Below are 18213 nucleotides of genomic sequence, written 5' to 3'. Positions count from 1 at the left end.
TGCCCCTGGTTACAGTGAATAGCGGAACGACTTCACATTGCCACTCCCCTTGAATGTCTTGTTCGCGCCCGAGGAGGTCAGCGGCACGACGACCTCGGACGGGTACTCCTTCATGTCCTCGACCGCCGTGTCGATGTGGACCTCATATCCGGCATCGATCAGCGCGTCGGACAGATCCAGAGTCGCTCGCAGCGTCTTGCCGGCGCCGACGCTGGCGCCGGTGATGCCGTCCACCTTTGCGGTGCCGCCCGTGGCGCGATACCAGTCGCGCAGGTGCCGGTAGTACTTGGCTTTTTGCCCTGCCACCCACAGCGTGCCCTGATACCGTCCGGCGCGATCGGTGACATACATGGCAACGTACGCGCCATCTCCCCCATAGCTCGACAGTTGCGTTTCGAACAAGACCTGGCGCGCGGATGCCAGTGAAGGCGCGGCAAGCGCGCCGGCAAGCACGGCGATCGGGAAGGCGTGTTTCATCTGGATTCTCCTGATTTGGACAAAAGGGGGGCATCGCACTCATCGCATTGGCCTGCCGCTGCTTCAGCAGGGACAATGCCGATGAGGTACGCGGTGCGTCGGCAATAGGGAGTCAGCGGATCTGGACCTGGGGCTTCGTGCCTGGCTTCATTAAGCCTTCGGGGGGTGCGTCAGCCGGTGGCTTGCCAGCATTCGCGTCCGGCCGTTGTCCGCGTGCCCCGCCGTGGTCGGCGTCTTCAAGCTTTATACGGACGACGTCAAGGGTGACCGGATCAAGTTTTGCCTTGAAACGGCGGCCTTCGGCATCATGCCCCTTGACCTCATAGCAACCGTCGTCAATCCTGAGCCTGTCGATCTGCCAGCCTTTTTGCCGCGCCACCGTCCGGACCGCGTCTCGCGGCTTCCAGGCATTCACAGGCGCCTCGCAATCGTCGTTGTCGTGCGCCAGTGCGGGATGGATGCCGGCAGCGCCGACAAGTGCGACCATCGTGAGCGCCAAGCCTCTGGCTATTCGCAGGTGTTTCATGACTAACATCTCCCGTTCGCATCCCTGGACTCCACAATGCACCTGAAACCTGAAGCCAAGCTTGCGGACACAAGAAATTTTCTTCATGTTGGTGACAGGTTCGCGTGCCAAAGTCACGCGACACACCTATCAAGGAGCTCTTAATGAGAGTCCTTCTCATCGAAGATGAACCTTGGCTCGGGGAGGCTGTCCGCGACCAGATCGAGAAAGACGGACATCCGACCGACTTCGTGGCCAGCATCGCCGATGCGCGCCGACACCTTGCGGCCGCTAACTACGACCTGATCCTGCTCGATCTGCTGCTTCCCGACGGTAGGGGGCTCGATTTCCTGCGAGAGATTCGCTCGGGTGGTTCGACCGTGCCGGTCATCATCTTGACTGCGCTCGATCAGGTATCAAACCGCATCGCTGGCCTGAACGCCGGCGCGGATGACTATCTCGTTAAGCCGTTCGACCTCTCGGAGCTCTCCGCACGGGTGAGCGCGGTGTCACGCCGGTATTCGGGCAATCCCAATCCCCTGGTCACACTCGGCGAACTGCATATCGATACGGCGGGGCGCAGCGTGATGCGCGGGGACGCGCACGTTGACCTGACGGCCAGTGAATGGGCACTTCTCGAAGCCCTGATTCAGCGTCCGGGGATGATCGTGTCAAGGAGCCGGCTGGAGGATCGCCTTTATTCCTTCAACGAGGAGATTGGCAGCAACACCATCGAGGTACACATGAGCCGGCTACGCAAGAAGCTTGGTGCCGATGTCATCGAGACATTGCGTGGGCTCGGCTATCGGCTCAAGCGGGACTGACCATGCTGCGCAGCCTGCAAGGTCGACTCGCGGCAGCGCTGGTTGCAGGGCTCGCCGTGCTGTCGCTGGCCGCGACGGCGGCTTCTTTCTACGTACTGCGTCGCGAGGTCGATCGGATGTCGGACAGTGCGTTGCAGGAGACCGCGCAGCGCCTGTTGCCGCTCGCCATCATGGACATCGTCGGGCGGGATGCGGATGATGATGAGGATAGCAGCCGCCGTATCGCAGCCGTTCGCCCGCACGACGAATTGCTGACCTACGCGGTCCGCGACGACAAGGGCAGACTGCTGCTGCGATCGCACGACGCCACTTTGGCCATCTTCCCGCCTGGCCTGAAGGCCGGCTTCACTTCTACGCCGTCGCACCGGATTTACGCCGAGCCGGGCTTACAGGGCACGGTCTCTCTGATGATCGCCGAGCCGCTCGCCACGCGCCGGCATGCCGTGATGGAAGCCGCGCTCGCGGTCGCCAAGGTCCTCATCCTGTTTCTACCGGTGGGCCTGTGTGGAATCTGGCTGATTGTCCGGACCGGGCTGCGGCCAATCCGACGCTTCTGCGGCAGCATTGCCGCGCGCGGTCAGAACGATCTGACGCCGCTCGCAAAGAAGGAGTTACCGACGGAAATCGCGCCGATTGCCGACGCAGTCAATGACCTGATGGCCCGGCTGGATCGCGCGCTGGCCGCCGAGCGCAGCTTCACCGCCAACAGCGCACACGAGTTGCGCACGCCGATTGCCGCGGCCCTCGCACAGACGCAACGTCTCATGGACGAAATGCCTTCCGCCGCCATGCGGGAGCGCGTGCAGAACGTCGAACGGTCCTTGCACACCCTGTCGCGGGTCAGCGAAAGGCTGATGCAACTCGCGAAGGCGGAAAATGGACGCGTGCTCGGCGATGCGCCGCAGGATCTCCGGCCGGTGCTTGAACTTGTCATCGAGGATTTCCGACGCGTGGCCTCTGCGAACCCGATCCAGCTTGACCTGCCCGACCAGCCTGTTCCGTCGTGGATCGATCAGGACGCATTTGCCATCGTCGTGCGCAATCTGGTCGAGAATGCACAGAAGCACGGCTCACATGGGCAACCTGTGGAGATTTCGCTATTGGCCACCGGTTCGCTCACAGTGAGGAATCACGGACCGGTGCTGCCGCACGATGAACTTAAACGTCTGACAAAGCCGTTCGAGCGCGGAGCGACCGCAGCCAAGGGCAGCGGACTTGGCCTTGCTATCGTCGAAGCGATTGTACGCGGCGCGGGTTCTTCCCTTGAACTACGCTCCCCGGCTCCGGGCTGGCAAGACGGCCTGCAAGTCAGCATCGACGATTTGCTTGGTGCGCCAGCGATGCAGAAGCGCGCATGAACCGCCTGGCGACATAGCCGTAGCACCGCCCTCCTGGCTCGACCGGCAGGTTACCCGTATCGGACAGGGAGAACGAAATAAAGACCGAAATAGGCCCCATCAAGATCCCTGTCCAGATAGTGCGAGCCCGCCTGAGCCAGATGCGTCCATACAAAATAGCTGATGAGGCGTCCCGTGACATTACCATCCGTGTCGGCGGGGCAAAGGCTGGCATCAGCGTCAGGACTAAAGAGAAAATGCACCTGATTATCTCTGTGAGAAAAAATCGCAATTCCTCATACCAGTTCCGCCAAGTGCATTTGGTCGGTTGACCACAAGATTTCATGCCACGTCGACCGGATCAACGTGCGTCATGACGTTGAGGACATCTTTGCGGCTCATCACTCGCCGTCTCGCCTCAAGCGCAATGTCATGCCCCTGTCTCACGCTCGCCGCTGCATTGATGTCAAGGTGGACGTCCACGAGAATCATGTCACCCATCTTCCGGGTCCGCACATCGTGCGCACCGAGCACGCCTGGCGTTTCCAGCATGGCATTTCGAATCGCCGTTACCGTCTCCGCGTCGATCGCACGATCCATCAGGTCCCGCAAGGCACTCCGGGAAAACTGCCAGCCCATTCTTGTCACCATCAGGCCAACCACGAGTGCCGCGATCGGATCCAGCAGGTGGTAACCCAGGGTATTGCCCAGGATCCCCAGCGCCACCACCAGCGAAGATGCTGCATCCGACCGAGCGTGCCAGGCATTTGCAACCAGCATGCTCGAACGGACTCGTTCGGCGATCGCGAGCATATAGCGAAACAACAATTCCTTGGTTGCCAGCGCACCCAGGGCGACCCAAAGCCCGACTATTCGTACTGGCTGGATTGAATCCGGATGTTCAAGCTTGAGTACGGCGTTTGACAGCATGCCGACGCCGACAACTAGCAAGAGAAGTCCAAGTATCAGCGAGGCAGCAGTCTCGAAACGCTGGTGCCCATAATGATAGGAGTCGCTTGGCGCTTTCTTGCTATGGTGGCTGGCATACAGGACAACGAAATCCGAAACCAGATCCGAAAGGGAGTGAATGGCGTCGGCCACCAGTGCCTGGGAGCCAGCAAAGATTCCGGCGGCAACCTGGGCGAGTGTCAGGCCGACATTGACCGCGACGCTCACGAGCGTGCTTCGTCTTGCCGCAGCCTGACTCCCTGGCATTTCGTCCGCGTCAGGACTCAATCCATCTTGCTTTTGCATTGACAGTGCCTTGTGATTCGACGACAAGCCAAATATTAGCGCCTGCGCGACACCTTGACCAAGCTGGGCCGGCGGCGGCAACCTTGGGAGACCACCAGCCTTCATTCGCAGACGGCGCCAGAGTAACCGCACCGGGAAGCTGCACCTCCGGCACCGTACAAAAGCGCCATCCGCGGCAACGGCGCGGCCGTTGCGAACATCGGCGACATGGCATGTAACCTAGGGGCGCAGTCGATTCGGGGTGCATTTCGACCGACACAATGGACTAGGGGTCGGTACGCAGCTTTACCCGCTGGCCATCCTGAAGGCTGCTTTGCGGATATCGAACTACTTGTACGCCGCCGGTCAAGGGAGAAAGCAGTTCCACCTCATCCGAATTCCGGTGACCAATCCTGACCTCCGTCCTGCGCACCCGGTCGCCCTCAAGCCGAAACACACACCATTGGGCACCGCCGCAACGGTACAGCGAACTCGCGGGCAACTTTGTCGCGTGATCGGTCTGCCACAGCACAACGCTCGCTATGACGCGAAATCCGTCGCCCAGCCCAGAGGGTGGATCAATAACGTCGATAATCACCCGGGTCCGCTTTTCTTCTATGCCCAGTGCGGATACCTTGGTGAACGCATGGGGCTCCACGAGCCGAACCTTGCCTTGTACCGCTTGCTCGCCGCCCCATCCTTCCAGGCGCGCCGGCATCTGCGGCCGCACCTTGACTGCTTCCGTTGACAGTAGTTCGACCACGATCTCCAAGTCGTGTGGATTGCCGATCGTCAGCAAGGGCTCGCCCGCAGCGACAACCCGCTCGCTGCGCTCCGGAATGGATAATACGGCTCCGGTGAACGGTGCATGAACCGACACGACCGGCCAGCGCCCCCGTTTGTGCTCCTCGATGGCCAGCAGGCCGGCTTCTGCCACGCGGACCTCCTGCAAGGCGGTGCTGGCGCGGGCGCGCGCCGCGGCGAGATCATTGCCGGCGGTAATGGTGGCGTTGGCGGCCTGCTCCCCTGCCTGGGGAGACAGGAAGCGCTCCCGCACCAGCCTCTCGACACGCTGCAGTTCGCGCTGCGCCTGAGCGTGGTCTTCGGCGGCATGCCGGACGCGCTCTTGCGCCTCACGGTATGCCGCACGCGCCGCAGCCACCCGTGCTTGGGCTTCTTCGCGTTCCTGGGCCGTGAGCGGCAGGGGCGCGAGTTCTGCCACCACTTCCCCTTCATGCACCCAGTCGCCCTCCCGCAAGCTGATCCGCATTAGCCTTCCTGCGACAGGTGCGGCAACAACGTAGCGTTCCCTGCTGCGGGTCTCTCCCTCCTCGGTTGTGATGACTGCCATCGCACCAACGGACGGCTTGACCACCTCCACTTCCACCGGCTCTGGCATCAGCAGATAGCCAAGGCCTGCCGCAATCATGGCAGCACCCGCCATCAGGAACGTCTTGACTCTTGACCACCGCATCGCCTTACTCTCTGGTTTTCAGCACTGCGATCAGGTCCAGCCGTCGCAGCCGCTGCTGGACAAGCAGTGCCGCCACGGCCGCGGCGCCGATGGCCGGCAGCAATGCTTGGGCCAGTGTTTGCCTGCTCAGGTGGAGCGGGATGCGGAAGGCTTCGCGGTCGAACATGGGGACGAGCAAGGCGCACAAGCCATAGCCCAACGCAATGCCGACCGGCAAGGACAAGACCGTCAGAAAGAGCTGCTCGCCGAGCAGAATCCCCGCAACCTCTTGCTGGGAAAATCCGAGTACCCGCAGACTTGCCAGTTCATTCCCGCGCTCGGACAGCGCAATGCGAAAGTTGTTGTAGACGACCCCAGCCACGATCACCGTGGCGAACGCCGCCAGCACCAGACTGAAGACGACGAACGTCCGATCAAGCGTTCTGCGGATGCTGGCGATTACAGCGGAGCGTATGATCACGGAACTCACGACCGGCAGGCCCTTGAGCCTTTGGTACAGCAATTGTGCCTTGTCGGCGTCGACACGGAGGTACGCCCCACTGATTGCCGGCGCTTCGCCCAGCAAGCGGGACGATGCCTTGTGGTCCATGTAGGCAGCGGCGCCCAGCAGGTCATCGACGACATCCGCTACCCGCATGACCAGACTGTTGCGGCGGCCCTCGAGCACTTCAACTTCAACACGCTCGCCCACCGATAAGCCCAGCTCCGCTGCCAGTCTTGCCGAGAGTACAAGCCCGTCCGAAGCAACTGGATGACGTCCGGAGGTGTAGCCCGCAATCTCATGTAACTCGCCCCTGGCTTCCAGACCTGTGATCTCGGTGCGTTTGGAGCGATTAGCGTGGCGCAACCATACCGGCACAACGCGAAATGGCTCGACTCGCAGGACGCCCGGCATCTGGGCCAAGTCATGGACGACCCGCAGGGGGCGCGGCTCGTTGAAGATCAACGTCACGTCTTCATGCTGAACGCGGTCGAACTGGAGGTTGAGAATGGTGTTGACGCCGTCGAGTCCGAACCGTCCGACGATGGTCAACCCCACGGCCAGCGCGATGGCGGTAATGGACATCAAGGCCTTGCCCGGCCTACGAGCCAGATTGCGCAAAATTAGCCGCAGGGGAATGGGCAGCACCGCCAGGAGGCCTGCACGGTCGAGAAAGCTCGCCCGGAAGCCGAGCGGTAACTCAGGGCGCATCGCTTCAACTGGCGACAAGCGCCCTGCGCGCAGGGCGGCCGATGCACTGCCCACGGAGGCCGCACACACACTCGCCATGACAGCGCCGACCACGATCCCGGGGGAGACCTCGGCGTTCAGCGCGGGGAAGTGGAAATACTGGCGGTATAGGTCGACCAGCAGTTTCTCCAGATACAGCCCGCCAGGCACGCCGAGCAGCACCCCAAGCAATACCGTCGCCAGGCCAAAATACACATACTGGAGAGCCACGGTCCCGGTGCTGTAGCCAAACGCCTTCAGCAAACCAACCTCTGCCCGCTGCAAGGTCACGAGGCGACTCAGCAACGTATACAGCAGGAAAGCCGCCACCGCCAGGAATAGGGCTGGGACGTAGTTGGCGATCACGCGGATCTCGTCGAGTTCATCGCTAAGAAATCGATTCGACTGTTGCAGCGTCCGTTCATACGCTCCGAGGCAGCCGTAACGGAGAAGTATCCGGTCCAGCCTTGTGACGACCTCCTGGGGGCGGGCCTCGGCGTCAAGCAGGATGGCCAGATCATTGAAGCCCCCCTCCATATCGAAGGCGGATTCCATTTCGGCGTGCCCCATCCACATGACGCCGAACCGGCGATTGTCCGGAAACACCATGCCCTGCCCTACCTCATAAACGTACTCGGGTGACATTCCGAGGCCAGTGATCGTCAACCGGCGGGCATGACCATTGAGTATGGCTGTCACGTGCCCCCCGACATCCAGTCCATTGGCATCTGCGAAGGCGACACTAAGGACGACTTCGTCGTCACGGGATGAGTCTGGAAGTCGGCCTCGTGAAACCCATAGCCCATTGATGCCGACCTTGCCAGCGGCTGGCAGGGAGATGAGGCGAAGCGTGGCCGGCTCACGGGTGCCCGGTACATCCGCAGTAACGTCATGGACGATGCGCATGAGGACTTCCCGCACGCCCGGGATAGCGCGAATGGGTCTTTCGAGGGAAACCGGCGCACGTTTCACATTGGCAAACACGTCGGCAAAGCGCTGCATCTCGTAGTAACGGTCTTTGGAAGATGCAAGAGAGCGCCATGCCCCATTCATCGCGACCAGCACGGCTATGCCGCATGCGACGACCAGCGCCGCGGCAGTAACCTGGGCGCGAAGCCGCCACAACTCACGCGATAGCATGGTTAAGCGCGCGGCTACCATCGCAGCTCCGATGGAGTTGCTCGCGTCGCGTGCTGCTCAATTTCTGTGATGCGACCACTGCTGATGTGTAGCACGCGGTCAGCCATTGCAGCTATGGCTGTGTTATGCGTGATAACGGCAGTGATTGCACCCTGCTCCGTATTCACGCGCTGAAGAACCTCAAGTACAAGCCTCCCCGTGCTGTAGTCCAGCGCTCCGGTTGGCTCGTCACAAAGAAGAATGTCCGGCTGCTTGACGACGGCACGGGCAATGGCGATGCGCTGCTGTTCTCCGCCGGAGAGTTGCGCTGGAAAGTGGTCCTTGCGCGCCGATAGCCCTACCAACTCAAGGGCATCGAGCGGATTCATGGGGTGCTCGGCGATATCGGCCACCAGTGCGACGTTTTCCAGGGCCGTCAAGCTCGGGATCAGATTGTAGAACTGAAATACAAAACCAACGTGCTCGCGGCGGTAGACGGTAAGACCGGCCTCATCGGCGTTTGCCAGGTCATGGTCCCGGTATTGGATGGTCCCGGACGTCGGGCGGTCCAGTCCGCCCAGTATATGCAGCAACGTCGATTTTCCGCTTCCCGATGCTCCCAATAGGACGACAAACTCCCGGTCATAAAGGTCGAGGTCCACACCGTTCAGCGCGTGGACGATCACCTCGCCGGTTCGATACGTCTTATAGACGCCGCGCACGCGAAAGAGCGGGCTGCGATCGTTGGACATAGCAGAACTGACCTCATTACCGGAGGTCATGCATTCCCAGTCTTTAGCTACTGGTAGTGCCAGCCTTCACCAAAATGACGGGGCACGGGGCGTGAGCAATGACGCGGCCCGCTACGGAACCAACAATTGCATCCAGGAATGCGCCACGGCCGTGAGTGCCCATCACAATCGCTGCTGCATTAACCGAACGTGCTAACGCGACGATGCGCTCTGGTGCAAAACCCGTCAGCGCGTGCTGTTCGAACGGAACACCCGCTGCGCTCAGGATCTCAGCGGCAGACCGCAACGTCCGGCCACTCTCGTCCGAGTGCCATGCTGCAAGGTCAGCGGCGCTGATGTAGGACTTCACCTCCCCAGACACGTCGGGCATGCAGTGGACGAGGTGTACGAGCAATGGCCCCTTCAGTAATTTCCCGGCAGCCAAACATTGCGCCGCTGCATCGCTGTACGTTGACCCATCGGCCGCAAGTACAATGGATTGCATCACATACTCCTTGGATGACGAAGACCGCGACGATCAAATGTTGCGCCGCACAGCATTGCGAAAAGCGACGGATTACAAGCCTCGGCGGTTACCTTCTACCGCACTGCCCATGTTAATAAGGTAGGTGATGAAGCATTCACGGATTTGGGCTGGATCAAGGATTAAGCTGCATGCGTTGTAGAACGGCCGACCTTGCCTCGTCGGACGGTCGACGGGATGCTCACATTCCAGCGCGCACCTTAAAGCACTTTAGAGATTGCGACTTAGTCCGACTGCTATTCCGACGCCAACTGCTCCGATTAGGGCAAGCATTCCGAATCCCACAACCGATATCAGACGCCACCCCCAGGCCACGCGTGCGATACTTGAATGAAGATTGGGGCGTTGATGCGGGCGTTCGAGCAGGAGGATCCCACGAGAATAGCCTGAGGATCCGTCACCGTCTTCGGACAGTAGAGCATCGGTGCTACAAGAAGCAGCAGAAGGAAAGCGGGATTTTATTCAGGCTGACCGCGGCGCTGTACGCCAGCAAGGCCGGAGCAATTTCCCCGACTATCCGGTGCCGAAGATGGCGAAGTCACCCGTGATCGGAACCCATCTCGTGCCGAGCACGGTCGAGCCCGGCAGCGTCGGCGAAATGATGGTGTAACGGGCTTCTCTCCTGGCCCGTCAGCCGCCAGCGAACCGGCCGATGCCGCGGACTCAGCGCACCATCGCTACAACCCCATTGCCCGGCTAAAGAACGCTTTCACATCGGCCTCTGACTTCTTCCCCTGCTCGGGACTTGCACCGGCTGAGACGCCTCGGCTAATGCAGCGCTTGTACTCGGCATCCATCGCTTGGACGCTGGGGACGACGCGACGCCTTTCCCTCGCAGTGCTGCGAGGGCTTGTGCTTGCAAAGAACGAACTCTTGTTATCGAGGTCGCGAACCGGAAGTCGACGCCGCGGCCGCATCGATGCCAGCTCGGGTCGCTTCGATCAGGAGGATGATCAGTAGCGTGACCATGGTCAGCACGAAAACCGCATAGCCGATGCTGCCGCCTTCGATGGCGAACAGGCTCGGTGAGTAGCTTGGGCTGGTGCAGATCATGGTACCGGCAGCCATGCCCGTGTAATGCATGCCGCAAACCGCAAGACCCATGACCATGGCCGCTGCGAACTGCTTACCGGCGGTTTTGACGGTCGTGGCTAGCCATAGTGCTATGACCGATACCACCACGGCGATCAGCAGCGACAACGCAATGATGCCAATATCCCAATCGTAGCGCGAGTTGGAGTGAACCGCGGCCATGCCGGTGTAGTGCATGGCCACCACGCCGAGCCCTGTCAGCACGCCTCCTTTGACAATATTGTCCGTACGCCCCCCGAAAGGCCGTGAGGCGATAACCAGCCCCGCCCCAACGAGCACGAGCACCGCCAGCAGCGAAGCGATGGTCAGCAGCATGTCGAATTCGCGACGGGTCGGCGTCTGGTAGGCAACCATGCCGATAAAGTGCATGGACCAGACCGCACCGCCTCCCAACGCCACGCACGCGCAAAGCAGGCGGTCGACATCAAGCCGACCGTCGCCCTTGCGAATGCGCTGCGACCAGCGCAGCCCCACATAGGCGCCACATACGGAGACTAGGAACGACAGACCGATCATCGACCAGTCATAAGCGTACGGCACGATTGCGCCGGGAACTGCCTGGAAGCCGACAAACATCATTCACCCCCCGTTGAAAAATACGACTGTTGGAGCCATTCCGGGATAGCCCCTATTGCCATGCTTGACTTCGAGATACAGCGAATTTCTTGTCAGTGTCTGATACGGTCTTTGCGTTTTCAGGCCCGCCGAAGCTCGTACCGGCAGCCTGCCATGCCCTCGGTCAGTATGCTGCGGAGCGCGCGGCATAGAAATACCTCGTTTCGGTTAAACGCAGCGTTGCGGACCGTAGGGCACCGCGGCCATGCTCGGACCCAAAACCAATGAACTTGGGCGGGCGAATCCAGCGCCAACCTGTCGTGCTCTCACCAGGCTACTACGAAGACTGGCGCGCTCGCGCGTGGCGCGAACATGAATGGCGGGAGCATCAAGAACATGAATGGCGCGAGCGCCAGGAGCACGCATGGCAAGCGCAGCGCCGCGAATGGCACCACTGGCGCGACGACTGACCGTACGCCCTCCCCTCTAGCCCGTTCGCGGCGGCGCTTTAGGATGGCACGCTGCCGCGCTAGAGCCGGCTGCGATCCCGTGTGAATTGCGCCAGTTGCGGCCGAAAGGCGTACACCATCGCGTTGGCGTCCCCTTGCGCGGGGAAAACGCGGGCGCCGTCAGCGCTTGGCCGCTCACGAAGATCACTCGTTGACCCTGCCCTTTACTGCGGACCGTCGGCCACGATCGCCACTGCGACGCGATAAGTGTTGCCCTCCCTGGTGAGCACGGCATCATTCAAGACCTTGATGACGGCCTGCTCGCTTCGCTCAACCTGAAGAGGGCCCGCCTGGATCAGTCAGCAATGGTCTCCAGCGCTCGTCCCCGGGTCTCGATGCCGAACCGGCACACGATCCCCGCCGCCGCAAGGAAGCACAACGCGCCAAGGCAGAACACGCCAGCTTGCCCGGCGACAGGCAGTATCAGGCCCACCAGCGCCGGGCCGAGCAACGAACCCACCCGGCCGACCGTCGATGCCATTCCGCAACCAGAGGCGCGTGCGCGCGTGGGGTAGAGCTCAGGCGTGTAGGTATAGAGCACCGCCCACATGCCGAACATGAAAAACTGCATCATGCCGCCTGAAAGGAACAGCACCAAGGCTTCAGAATGGGAACCGGCCACCCTGCCGTAGATGAACACCATGCAGGCACCGCCCACCAGCGTCGCGACGCAGGCAGGCTTGCGTCCCCAGCGCTCCACTGCCCAGGCGGCCCAGAGGAACCCCGGAATGCCCCCGATGGAAATATAGACCGTATACAAGACCGATTTGGTCACCCCCACCCCGGACTGCTGCAACAATGCGCCAATCCAGGTGTTCAGACCATAGAACCCCAGCAGGGCAAAGAACCACAGACCCCATACCGTCAACGTCCGACTGCGGTACTCGCGGGACCAGAGCACGCGAAGGCCCGATGCAGCCGGCTCCGGCGCGGCAACCATGGGAGTGACTTCGGGCAACGCATGCAGCTTCATCCGCCGCATCACCGATTGCTCGATCCGCTCGACGATGTCGGCCGCCTCCGCATGCCGGCCTCGCGATTCCAGCCAGCGAGGGGACTCCGGCACGTAGCGGCGGATGACAAGGAGGAAGAGCGCCGGTACCGCGCCGAGCAGGAACATCGTGCGCCAGCTATATGCGCTCAACACGTAGTACGACATCATGCCCGCGCAAATGAAGGCAATCGGCCAGTTTCCATCCATCAGTGCCAGGTACTTGCCGCGCTGGCGCGCCGGAATGAATTCCGACATCAGCGTCTGGGCCAAAGGAAGTTCCATGCCCATGCCCAGGCCAAGCAAGACCCGATACGCGCCAAGTTCCGTCGGACTGTGCGCGGTGGAGCAGAGGTAGCTGCCAACGCCCCAGATGATCATGCTGACCTGGAAAACCGGCTTCCGGCCGAACCTGTCCGCCAGTACCCCGGAGCCGAGCGCACCGACAGCCATGCCGACGAAGCTAGCGCTGCCGAGCATGCCGGCCTGTGCGGGAGTCAATCCGAATTCCGAGCGGATCGATCCCAGGAGATAGGTCATCATGGCCAGGTCGAGATTGTCGAAGAAGAAGGCCAGTGCAATAACGGCAAACAGGAATCGGTGGTAACCGCATACGGGTAGCCGTTCCAGCCGGTCGCCGGTGCGCACGCGCATCAGCTCGAGTGGGGTGTGTTTCATCTTGTCTCCAGTAGTTTTGATGCCAGGACCCTCGGGAGGGGCACTGCTGGCAGCGCGATATGCATCGATGCGTATCGCCTGCTACTGTCGCGTGGAGACGTAGTCGAGGCCCGCGCAGGAACGCCAAGCTCTGTCTCGCAAGTGCCAAGGAACTCTCTCGACGAACGAAAAAAAGAGGTGCCGGAGCACCTCTCGTATCGTCGGATCTCGCGAGTTACCTTGCTGCGAACTTGTGAGGATCGAATGCCTCCGGCGGCAAGCCGGACAGCGTAGCGCCAGACTGGAATGGATAGCGCAAGTACGGCGCTTTCGGCTGCCCCGGCGGCGAGTACTGGCCGTCGGCAAGGATGCGCTTTTTCGCGCTCAGCTCACGAATCTCGCATCGATAGGCAATGATCTGATTTGCTGCTCCATCCTCGATCGGTGAATAGTCCTTCTCGGGTCTGAACTTCTCCAGCGCCTGGTTCTGGTGGGCACGCACGTCGTCCGTGCTCTCCCGAAGTTTCACTTCGCATCGCGCGATGACGCTGTAGTACTCGAGGCTTGTGTTCTGTCCCTTGGGCGCCTTCAGCAACCCGATAGGCCGATCCACTTCGATCGTGACAAGGGGATTCGCCCGTATCGCCGACGCGAGCTTGCCGAATCTCGAACTGTGGATCAGGAACGTGTCGCCGGTGAAAGTGAAGCTCTGCGCAGTGATGTAGGGGAACGGTGCGTCATGCACCGCAACCCTGCAGATCAGTTCGTCCCTGAGGAAGGCTTCGACGGCAGCCCAGTCGGTCCAGGCCAGGTCGGCGCGACGCATTTCGCTACGAAAGTAGGATGGTGTCTCAATGTTCATGGGGTTCATGGTTGAGTCTTGAATAGCCGCATCTGCGCACGTTGCGGACCCAATCCGATGCCGCGTAGTGGCCGGCCGAGGACATCCGCCAACCATTCGAGCAGGGTTTCAAGTTGCGGAGGAAGCGGCGTTGCGTCGTCGCGCGGAATGACGCTCTCATCGAAAGCCGGAAATCGCATCACATGCATGGCATTGCCGTCGCGTGAGCCGACAACGACCGGAATGCACCGGTCGCGAGTCTGCGCAAAAACCGCCAGGCTGTCGCACTTGTTCAGGTAGACCTCGTCGACCCCAAACTGCCGTATGGCAAGCTGGAGTTGAGCGACGTCGAGCAGACCTACCCGACGCGGCCTGCCGGTACCGGTGCCATATTCGTTCGACAGCATGCGGATCGCTATACCGGTGGAGAAGGCGTCCCCTTGCGCGAGCAATGCCCGCGGATCAAAGCGTGCCGCCTCATCAGCTCTGCCGCGCCCCTCGCGCCCCGCGTCGGCGCAATATGCCTCTGAGCGCTCCGCGCCGAGTTCCGTCGGCAAGGGACCGCTGCCAACGCGGGAGACCATGGCCTTGGCCACGCCAATTGTCTTGCGGTGATACCGGCATGGGAGGTCACCGCCCACGTAGGCGTAGGAAGGCAGGGTATGGCTGGACGTCACCCAGGGTTGGGCGCCCTGCACAACATCCAGCATGACTGACTGAGCGCCCTCGAACAGAACCCGCGCCCCGCCTTCAACCCGCTCCAGGAGGGCAACCGGATTATCGGTTACGAAGGGCCGCACCACCTGCCATGCCTGGCGCATCTCTTGAATGAGGACCGCGATATCCTCGTCATCGCGTTGGGCTGCCAGCCGCATCATCTGTTCGAACACCCTGCTCTCGTCCCGCATGAGGTCGCAAAGCTGAAACGCAGATCGCTCGCCGCCCCGCATGCGGGCCGCCAAGTCCGCGTAACAGGGTCCGATACCGTTGCCGGTGGTGCCGATGCGCCCGCCATCCCGACGATCAGACAGGAAGTGCGCTGGCTGCACGACCGGACATCGGTCACTGATGGTCAGGCGCCCCGCCAGGTCGATTCCCTGCCCGGCCAACATTTCGATTTCGGATGCCAGTTGCCGCAAGCCGATCACGCAGCCCGAGCCGATGTAGAGGGAAACCCGAGGGTGCAGCACGCCAGAAGGTACCTGACGGAGCCGCAAGATGCCCTCAGACGTGGCAATGGTGTGCCCTGCGTTCGCGCCGCCGTTGAAGCGTGCAATCACGTCATACCCGGCAGCGAGGTGGTCAACCACCCGGGCCTTTCCCTCGTCGCCGTACTGCAGCCCAACCAGCACGTCCGCATACCCGGTTTTTGTCGCGGTGTCCATCGACTACACGTCCAGTGCAAAGGTCGCTTCGATTTCCACCGGCGCACCGAAGGGAAGGCTCGCCACGCCTATCGCCAGGCGTGCATGACGCCCCCGCTCTTGGAAGATCCGGTTGAGAAGGTCCGACGCCGCGTTGATCACCAGGGGGGCGTCATTGAACCCAGGTTTCACCGCCACGTAGCCGCCAACCCGGACCACGCCGCGGATACGTTCGAAGTCGCCCTCCACAGCGGCGGCGACCCAACCCAGCAAGTTGGCCAGACACAGCCGTGCCGCTTCCTGTGCCGCCTCGACGGCGACTGCGTCGGGCACCGTGCCGACGAACAAGGGCTTGCCGTTCCGCAGAGGCAATTGCCCCGATACCGTCAGCAAACCATGGTGCTGCGTGTAGGGGACATAGAGTGCCTTCGGGATTTCGGCGGCGGGCAAGACAATGCCGGCAGCCTGGATACGATCCATCACTGACATACTGACTCCTCGACTGGATAAAGTGCCGACGGAGCCCACACGGTGCTGGCAGGCCGCCGACACCTTGACTGTGCCGCATGGTGCGGTATGCGATTCGTGCGGTGACGCCAGTTGATGTCGAGAAGACGCCAAACTACTCGCGATGCTAGTCGCCGGCCCTGTCCCTGAAATATTCGGTAGGCGTCATGCCCAGCGCTCGCCTGAACATGGCGCTGAAGGCGCTTGGACTTTCATATCCAAGCTGCAAGGCAATGTCCGTGACATGACATCCCTCGGCGAGCAGCCGCACTGCCGCCATCAGCCTTGCCTGCTGCTTCCAGCGGCTGTACGTCATGCCCGTTTCCTCCGGGAACAAGCGGATGATGGTCCGCTCGCTTGCGCCCACCGAGCGGCTCCACGCCTCCACGGAGGTCTCGTCCGAGGGATCGTCGAGAATCTTCGCGCAGATCTTGTTAAGCCGGGCATCCTTCGGCATCGGCAAGTGCAGCGGAACGACGGAAAGCGGTCGCAGGTCCTGCAAGAGCAGCTCGACCACGAGGCCATCCCGGCTGCCTGGATCGTAGTCCAGGGGCATGCGAACCACCGCCGAAATCAGCTCCCTCAACAAGGGCGGGACAGCGACGACACAACAATCACGCAGTTCCGCGGGAACGGCATCGGCACGGATATAGACGGTGCGCATCTCGACGTCGCCGCAAGCCTGCATGGCATGTTCGACGTTGCACGGCACCCATACCGCGCGCTGCGGCGGCACGACCCAGGAACCGAAGTCCGTTGTAACCAGGATTGCGCCCACATAGGCGTAGATGAGTTGGCCGCGCGGATGAGAATGAGCGGAGATATGGAAGCCATCCTTCAGCTTCCTCGCCATCCCGCCCACCGGCCGGTCTATCGCCTGGTAGTCATCCCGGTTTTCACTCTTTCCAAACATGGCGTCTTTGCGATAGTCGTTGTCACCCAGGGGCGCGCCGCACCTTACGCCGACAAGTATCTTTGGCCGGACGCCAATTTGCGTCGCAACGATCTAATGAATCGAAACATCGATCCAACAGTGTGGAGCCAAATGTAATGTCAGTGTATCGAAACTTCAATCAGGAAGGACTGGACCAGCAGTACAACGTCAGGGCCGGCATCCCCGGCTTCCAGGATATTTTTCGAGGGTGGGAGAAAACCAGCGCCGAATTTCGTCGAGCCCATCCAGTAAGGGAGAATCTCGCCTATGGTCCCAACATCAAGCAGGCCCTGGACTTCTTTCCCGCCAACACGAAGGACCGTCCATTGCTGGTCTTCATCCACGGCGGCTACTGGCAATCGCTGGACAAATCGGACTTCAGCTACATCGCAGCGCCCTATCTGAGGCACGACATCAATGTCGCTGTGGTGAACTACCGCCTCGCCCCTGATGTCAGCATGGGCGAAATCGTGGGCGACAATCGTGGTGCCGTGGCATGGCTCTATCGCAACGCCGGGGAGCTTGGGTGCGACGCGAACCGGATCTTTGTCTCGGGTCACTCCGCCGGCGGCCATCTCACCGCCATGCTGGCAGGAACGGATTGGGAAACGCTCGGCGTGCCCGCCGATATCGTCAAGGGTGGCTGCGCCATCAGCGGCTTGTATGACCTGGAGCCCATCCGCCTGTGCTATCTCAACAGGGTGGTGGGGTTGAACGAGGCGGATGTTGCCAACTACAGCCCGATCCACCATCTGCCGATGGTGAAACTGCCAATGATCCTGACCGTTGGCGGGGATGAATCTCCGGAGTACCACCGACTCCAGCGCGAATATCAGGCACTGTTGACTGAATGCGGTTTTGACGTACAGGTTGTAGCGCAGGAACGCGGGCATCATTTCGATGCGGTAGATTTGCTGGGGGATGCCAATGGTCCCCTTGCCGCCGCCGTATTGCGCATGATCGAACGTGCCTGACACCTGAATTGCGAGCCCGCCGGTACTCCTGCAGTCGTTCGCTTGGCCGGCGTACGCGGGCAGAACCGGCCGACCTCATGCGACCATTTTTCGATTGGCCCGTTTGATCACTCACGAAGGACATTGGGTCGCCACGCCAGATAGCGATTCGCAAACGATCGAGGAGCCCTCAGTTGTCCGTCAGCGCCCCTTTTCTGCGCGAAATATCGGCTTCGCTCGAAGATTTAAGGGAAAGCCAGACGAAGGCGCCTACCGCAGCTGCGGATTCAACCGGTCGATGCACCAGTTTGATGGAATCGTTCAGCCGTTATGCGGCCCACCAACAGACTGCCTGC

At 61.3% G+C, this 18213-nt stretch carries 17 protein-coding genes; 4 read left to right on the top strand and 13 right to left on the bottom strand.

Features of this window, described 5'->3' with window-relative positions; translation table 11 throughout:
• Positions 1 to 9 precede the first annotated feature (9 nt).
• The gene (locus K2O51_RS07895; protein ID WP_011301279.1) at positions 10 to 477 is read right to left on the bottom strand and encodes a DUF2271 domain-containing protein; all 468 of its coding nucleotides are present in this window, start codon (positions 475 to 477) and stop codon (positions 10 to 12) included.
• Between the two features lie 112 nt (positions 478 to 589).
• Complete coding sequence (locus K2O51_RS07890; RefSeq protein WP_041680601.1) at positions 590 to 1003, bottom strand: PepSY domain-containing protein; 414 nt, start codon at positions 1001 to 1003, stop codon at positions 590 to 592.
• A gap of 143 nt (positions 1004 to 1146) precedes the next feature.
• Between K2O51_RS07890 and K2O51_RS07885 the strand changes: the two genes are divergently transcribed.
• Both K2O51_RS07885 and K2O51_RS07880 read left to right on the top strand, forming a co-directional pair.
• Positions 1147 to 1806, top strand: a complete 660-nt coding sequence (locus K2O51_RS07885) for a response regulator (protein ID WP_011301281.1) — start codon at positions 1147 to 1149, stop codon at positions 1804 to 1806.
• A 2-nt stretch (positions 1807 to 1808) separates the two neighbouring features.
• Positions 1809 to 3164, top strand: a complete 1356-nt coding sequence (locus tag K2O51_RS07880; protein ID WP_011301282.1) for a sensor histidine kinase — start codon at positions 1809 to 1811, stop codon at positions 3162 to 3164.
• A 321-nt stretch (positions 3165 to 3485) separates the two neighbouring features.
• Here the strand turns inward: K2O51_RS07880 and K2O51_RS07875 are convergent, their stop codons facing one another.
• From K2O51_RS07875 to K2O51_RS07855, 5 genes are all read right to left on the bottom strand, one after another.
• A complete protein-coding gene (locus K2O51_RS07875; RefSeq protein WP_011301283.1) occupies positions 3486 to 4397 on the bottom strand; it encodes a cation diffusion facilitator family transporter in 912 nt (303 codons plus the stop codon).
• A 265-nt stretch (positions 4398 to 4662) separates the two neighbouring features.
• Positions 4663 to 5805, bottom strand: a complete 1143-nt coding sequence (locus K2O51_RS07870) for an efflux RND transporter periplasmic adaptor subunit (RefSeq protein WP_166487104.1) — start codon at positions 5803 to 5805, stop codon at positions 4663 to 4665.
• A 49-nt stretch (positions 5806 to 5854) separates the two neighbouring features.
• Complete coding sequence (locus K2O51_RS07865) at positions 5855 to 8221, bottom strand: ABC transporter permease (RefSeq protein ID WP_140951381.1); 2367 nt, start codon at positions 8219 to 8221, stop codon at positions 5855 to 5857.
• The gene (locus K2O51_RS07860; protein WP_011301286.1) at positions 8215 to 8931 is read right to left on the bottom strand and encodes an ABC transporter ATP-binding protein; all 717 of its coding nucleotides are present in this window, start codon (positions 8929 to 8931) and stop codon (positions 8215 to 8217) included. Before K2O51_RS07860 ends, K2O51_RS07865 begins: the two co-directional genes overlap by 7 nt.
• 43 nt (positions 8932 to 8974) lie before the next feature.
• Entirely contained in the window at positions 8975 to 9415 is a 441-nt protein-coding gene (locus K2O51_RS07855; protein ID WP_041680300.1) for a universal stress protein, read from the bottom strand.
• A gap of 463 nt (positions 9416 to 9878) precedes the next feature.
• Between K2O51_RS07855 and K2O51_RS07850 the strand changes: the two genes are divergently transcribed.
• Positions 9879 to 10064 (top strand): hypothetical protein, encoded by a 186-nt coding sequence (locus K2O51_RS07850; RefSeq protein ID WP_220630022.1) that lies wholly within the window; start codon positions 9879 to 9881, stop codon positions 10062 to 10064.
• 266 nt (positions 10065 to 10330) lie between these two features.
• Here the strand turns inward: K2O51_RS07850 and K2O51_RS07845 are convergent, their stop codons facing one another.
• The 6 genes from K2O51_RS07845 to K2O51_RS07820 all read right to left on the bottom strand — a co-directional run bounded on the left by K2O51_RS07845 (position 10331) and on the right by K2O51_RS07820 (position 16883).
• Positions 10331 to 11122, bottom strand: coding sequence for an MHYT domain-containing protein (locus tag K2O51_RS07845; RefSeq protein ID WP_041680602.1), 792 nt, complete (start codon positions 11120 to 11122; stop codon positions 10331 to 10333).
• A 783-nt stretch (positions 11123 to 11905) separates the two neighbouring features.
• Positions 11906 to 13279, bottom strand: a complete 1374-nt coding sequence (locus K2O51_RS07840; RefSeq protein WP_011301290.1) for an MFS transporter — start codon at positions 13277 to 13279, stop codon at positions 11906 to 11908.
• A gap of 214 nt (positions 13280 to 13493) precedes the next feature.
• Positions 13494 to 14120 carry a pyridoxamine 5'-phosphate oxidase family protein gene (locus K2O51_RS07835; RefSeq protein ID WP_220630677.1) on the bottom strand — a complete coding sequence of 209 codons (627 nt, stop codon included), beginning with the start codon at positions 14118 to 14120 and terminating at the stop codon, positions 13494 to 13496.
• A 5-nt stretch (positions 14121 to 14125) separates the two neighbouring features.
• Positions 14126 to 15484 (bottom strand): adenylosuccinate synthetase, encoded by a 1359-nt coding sequence (locus K2O51_RS07830; protein ID WP_011301292.1) that lies wholly within the window; start codon positions 15482 to 15484, stop codon positions 14126 to 14128.
• A 3-nt stretch (positions 15485 to 15487) separates the two neighbouring features.
• Entirely contained in the window at positions 15488 to 15952 is a 465-nt protein-coding gene (locus K2O51_RS07825; RefSeq protein WP_011301293.1) for a RidA family protein, read from the bottom strand.
• Between the two features lie 145 nt (positions 15953 to 16097).
• Positions 16098 to 16883, bottom strand: coding sequence for an AraC family transcriptional regulator (locus tag K2O51_RS07820; RefSeq protein ID WP_041680302.1), 786 nt, complete (start codon positions 16881 to 16883; stop codon positions 16098 to 16100).
• Positions 16884 to 17020: 137 nt separating this feature from the next.
• Between K2O51_RS07820 and K2O51_RS07815 the strand changes: the two genes are divergently transcribed.
• Positions 17021 to 17878, top strand: coding sequence for an alpha/beta hydrolase (locus K2O51_RS07815; protein WP_011301295.1), 858 nt, complete (start codon positions 17021 to 17023; stop codon positions 17876 to 17878).
• Positions 17879 to 18213: the final 335 nt, after the last annotated feature.

This window comes from Cupriavidus pinatubonensis (assembly GCF_019602855.1).
Taxonomy (GTDB): Bacteria; Pseudomonadota; Gammaproteobacteria; order Burkholderiales; family Burkholderiaceae; genus Cupriavidus; species Cupriavidus pinatubonensis.
This window is presented reverse-complemented; position numbering and strand designations above follow the sequence as displayed.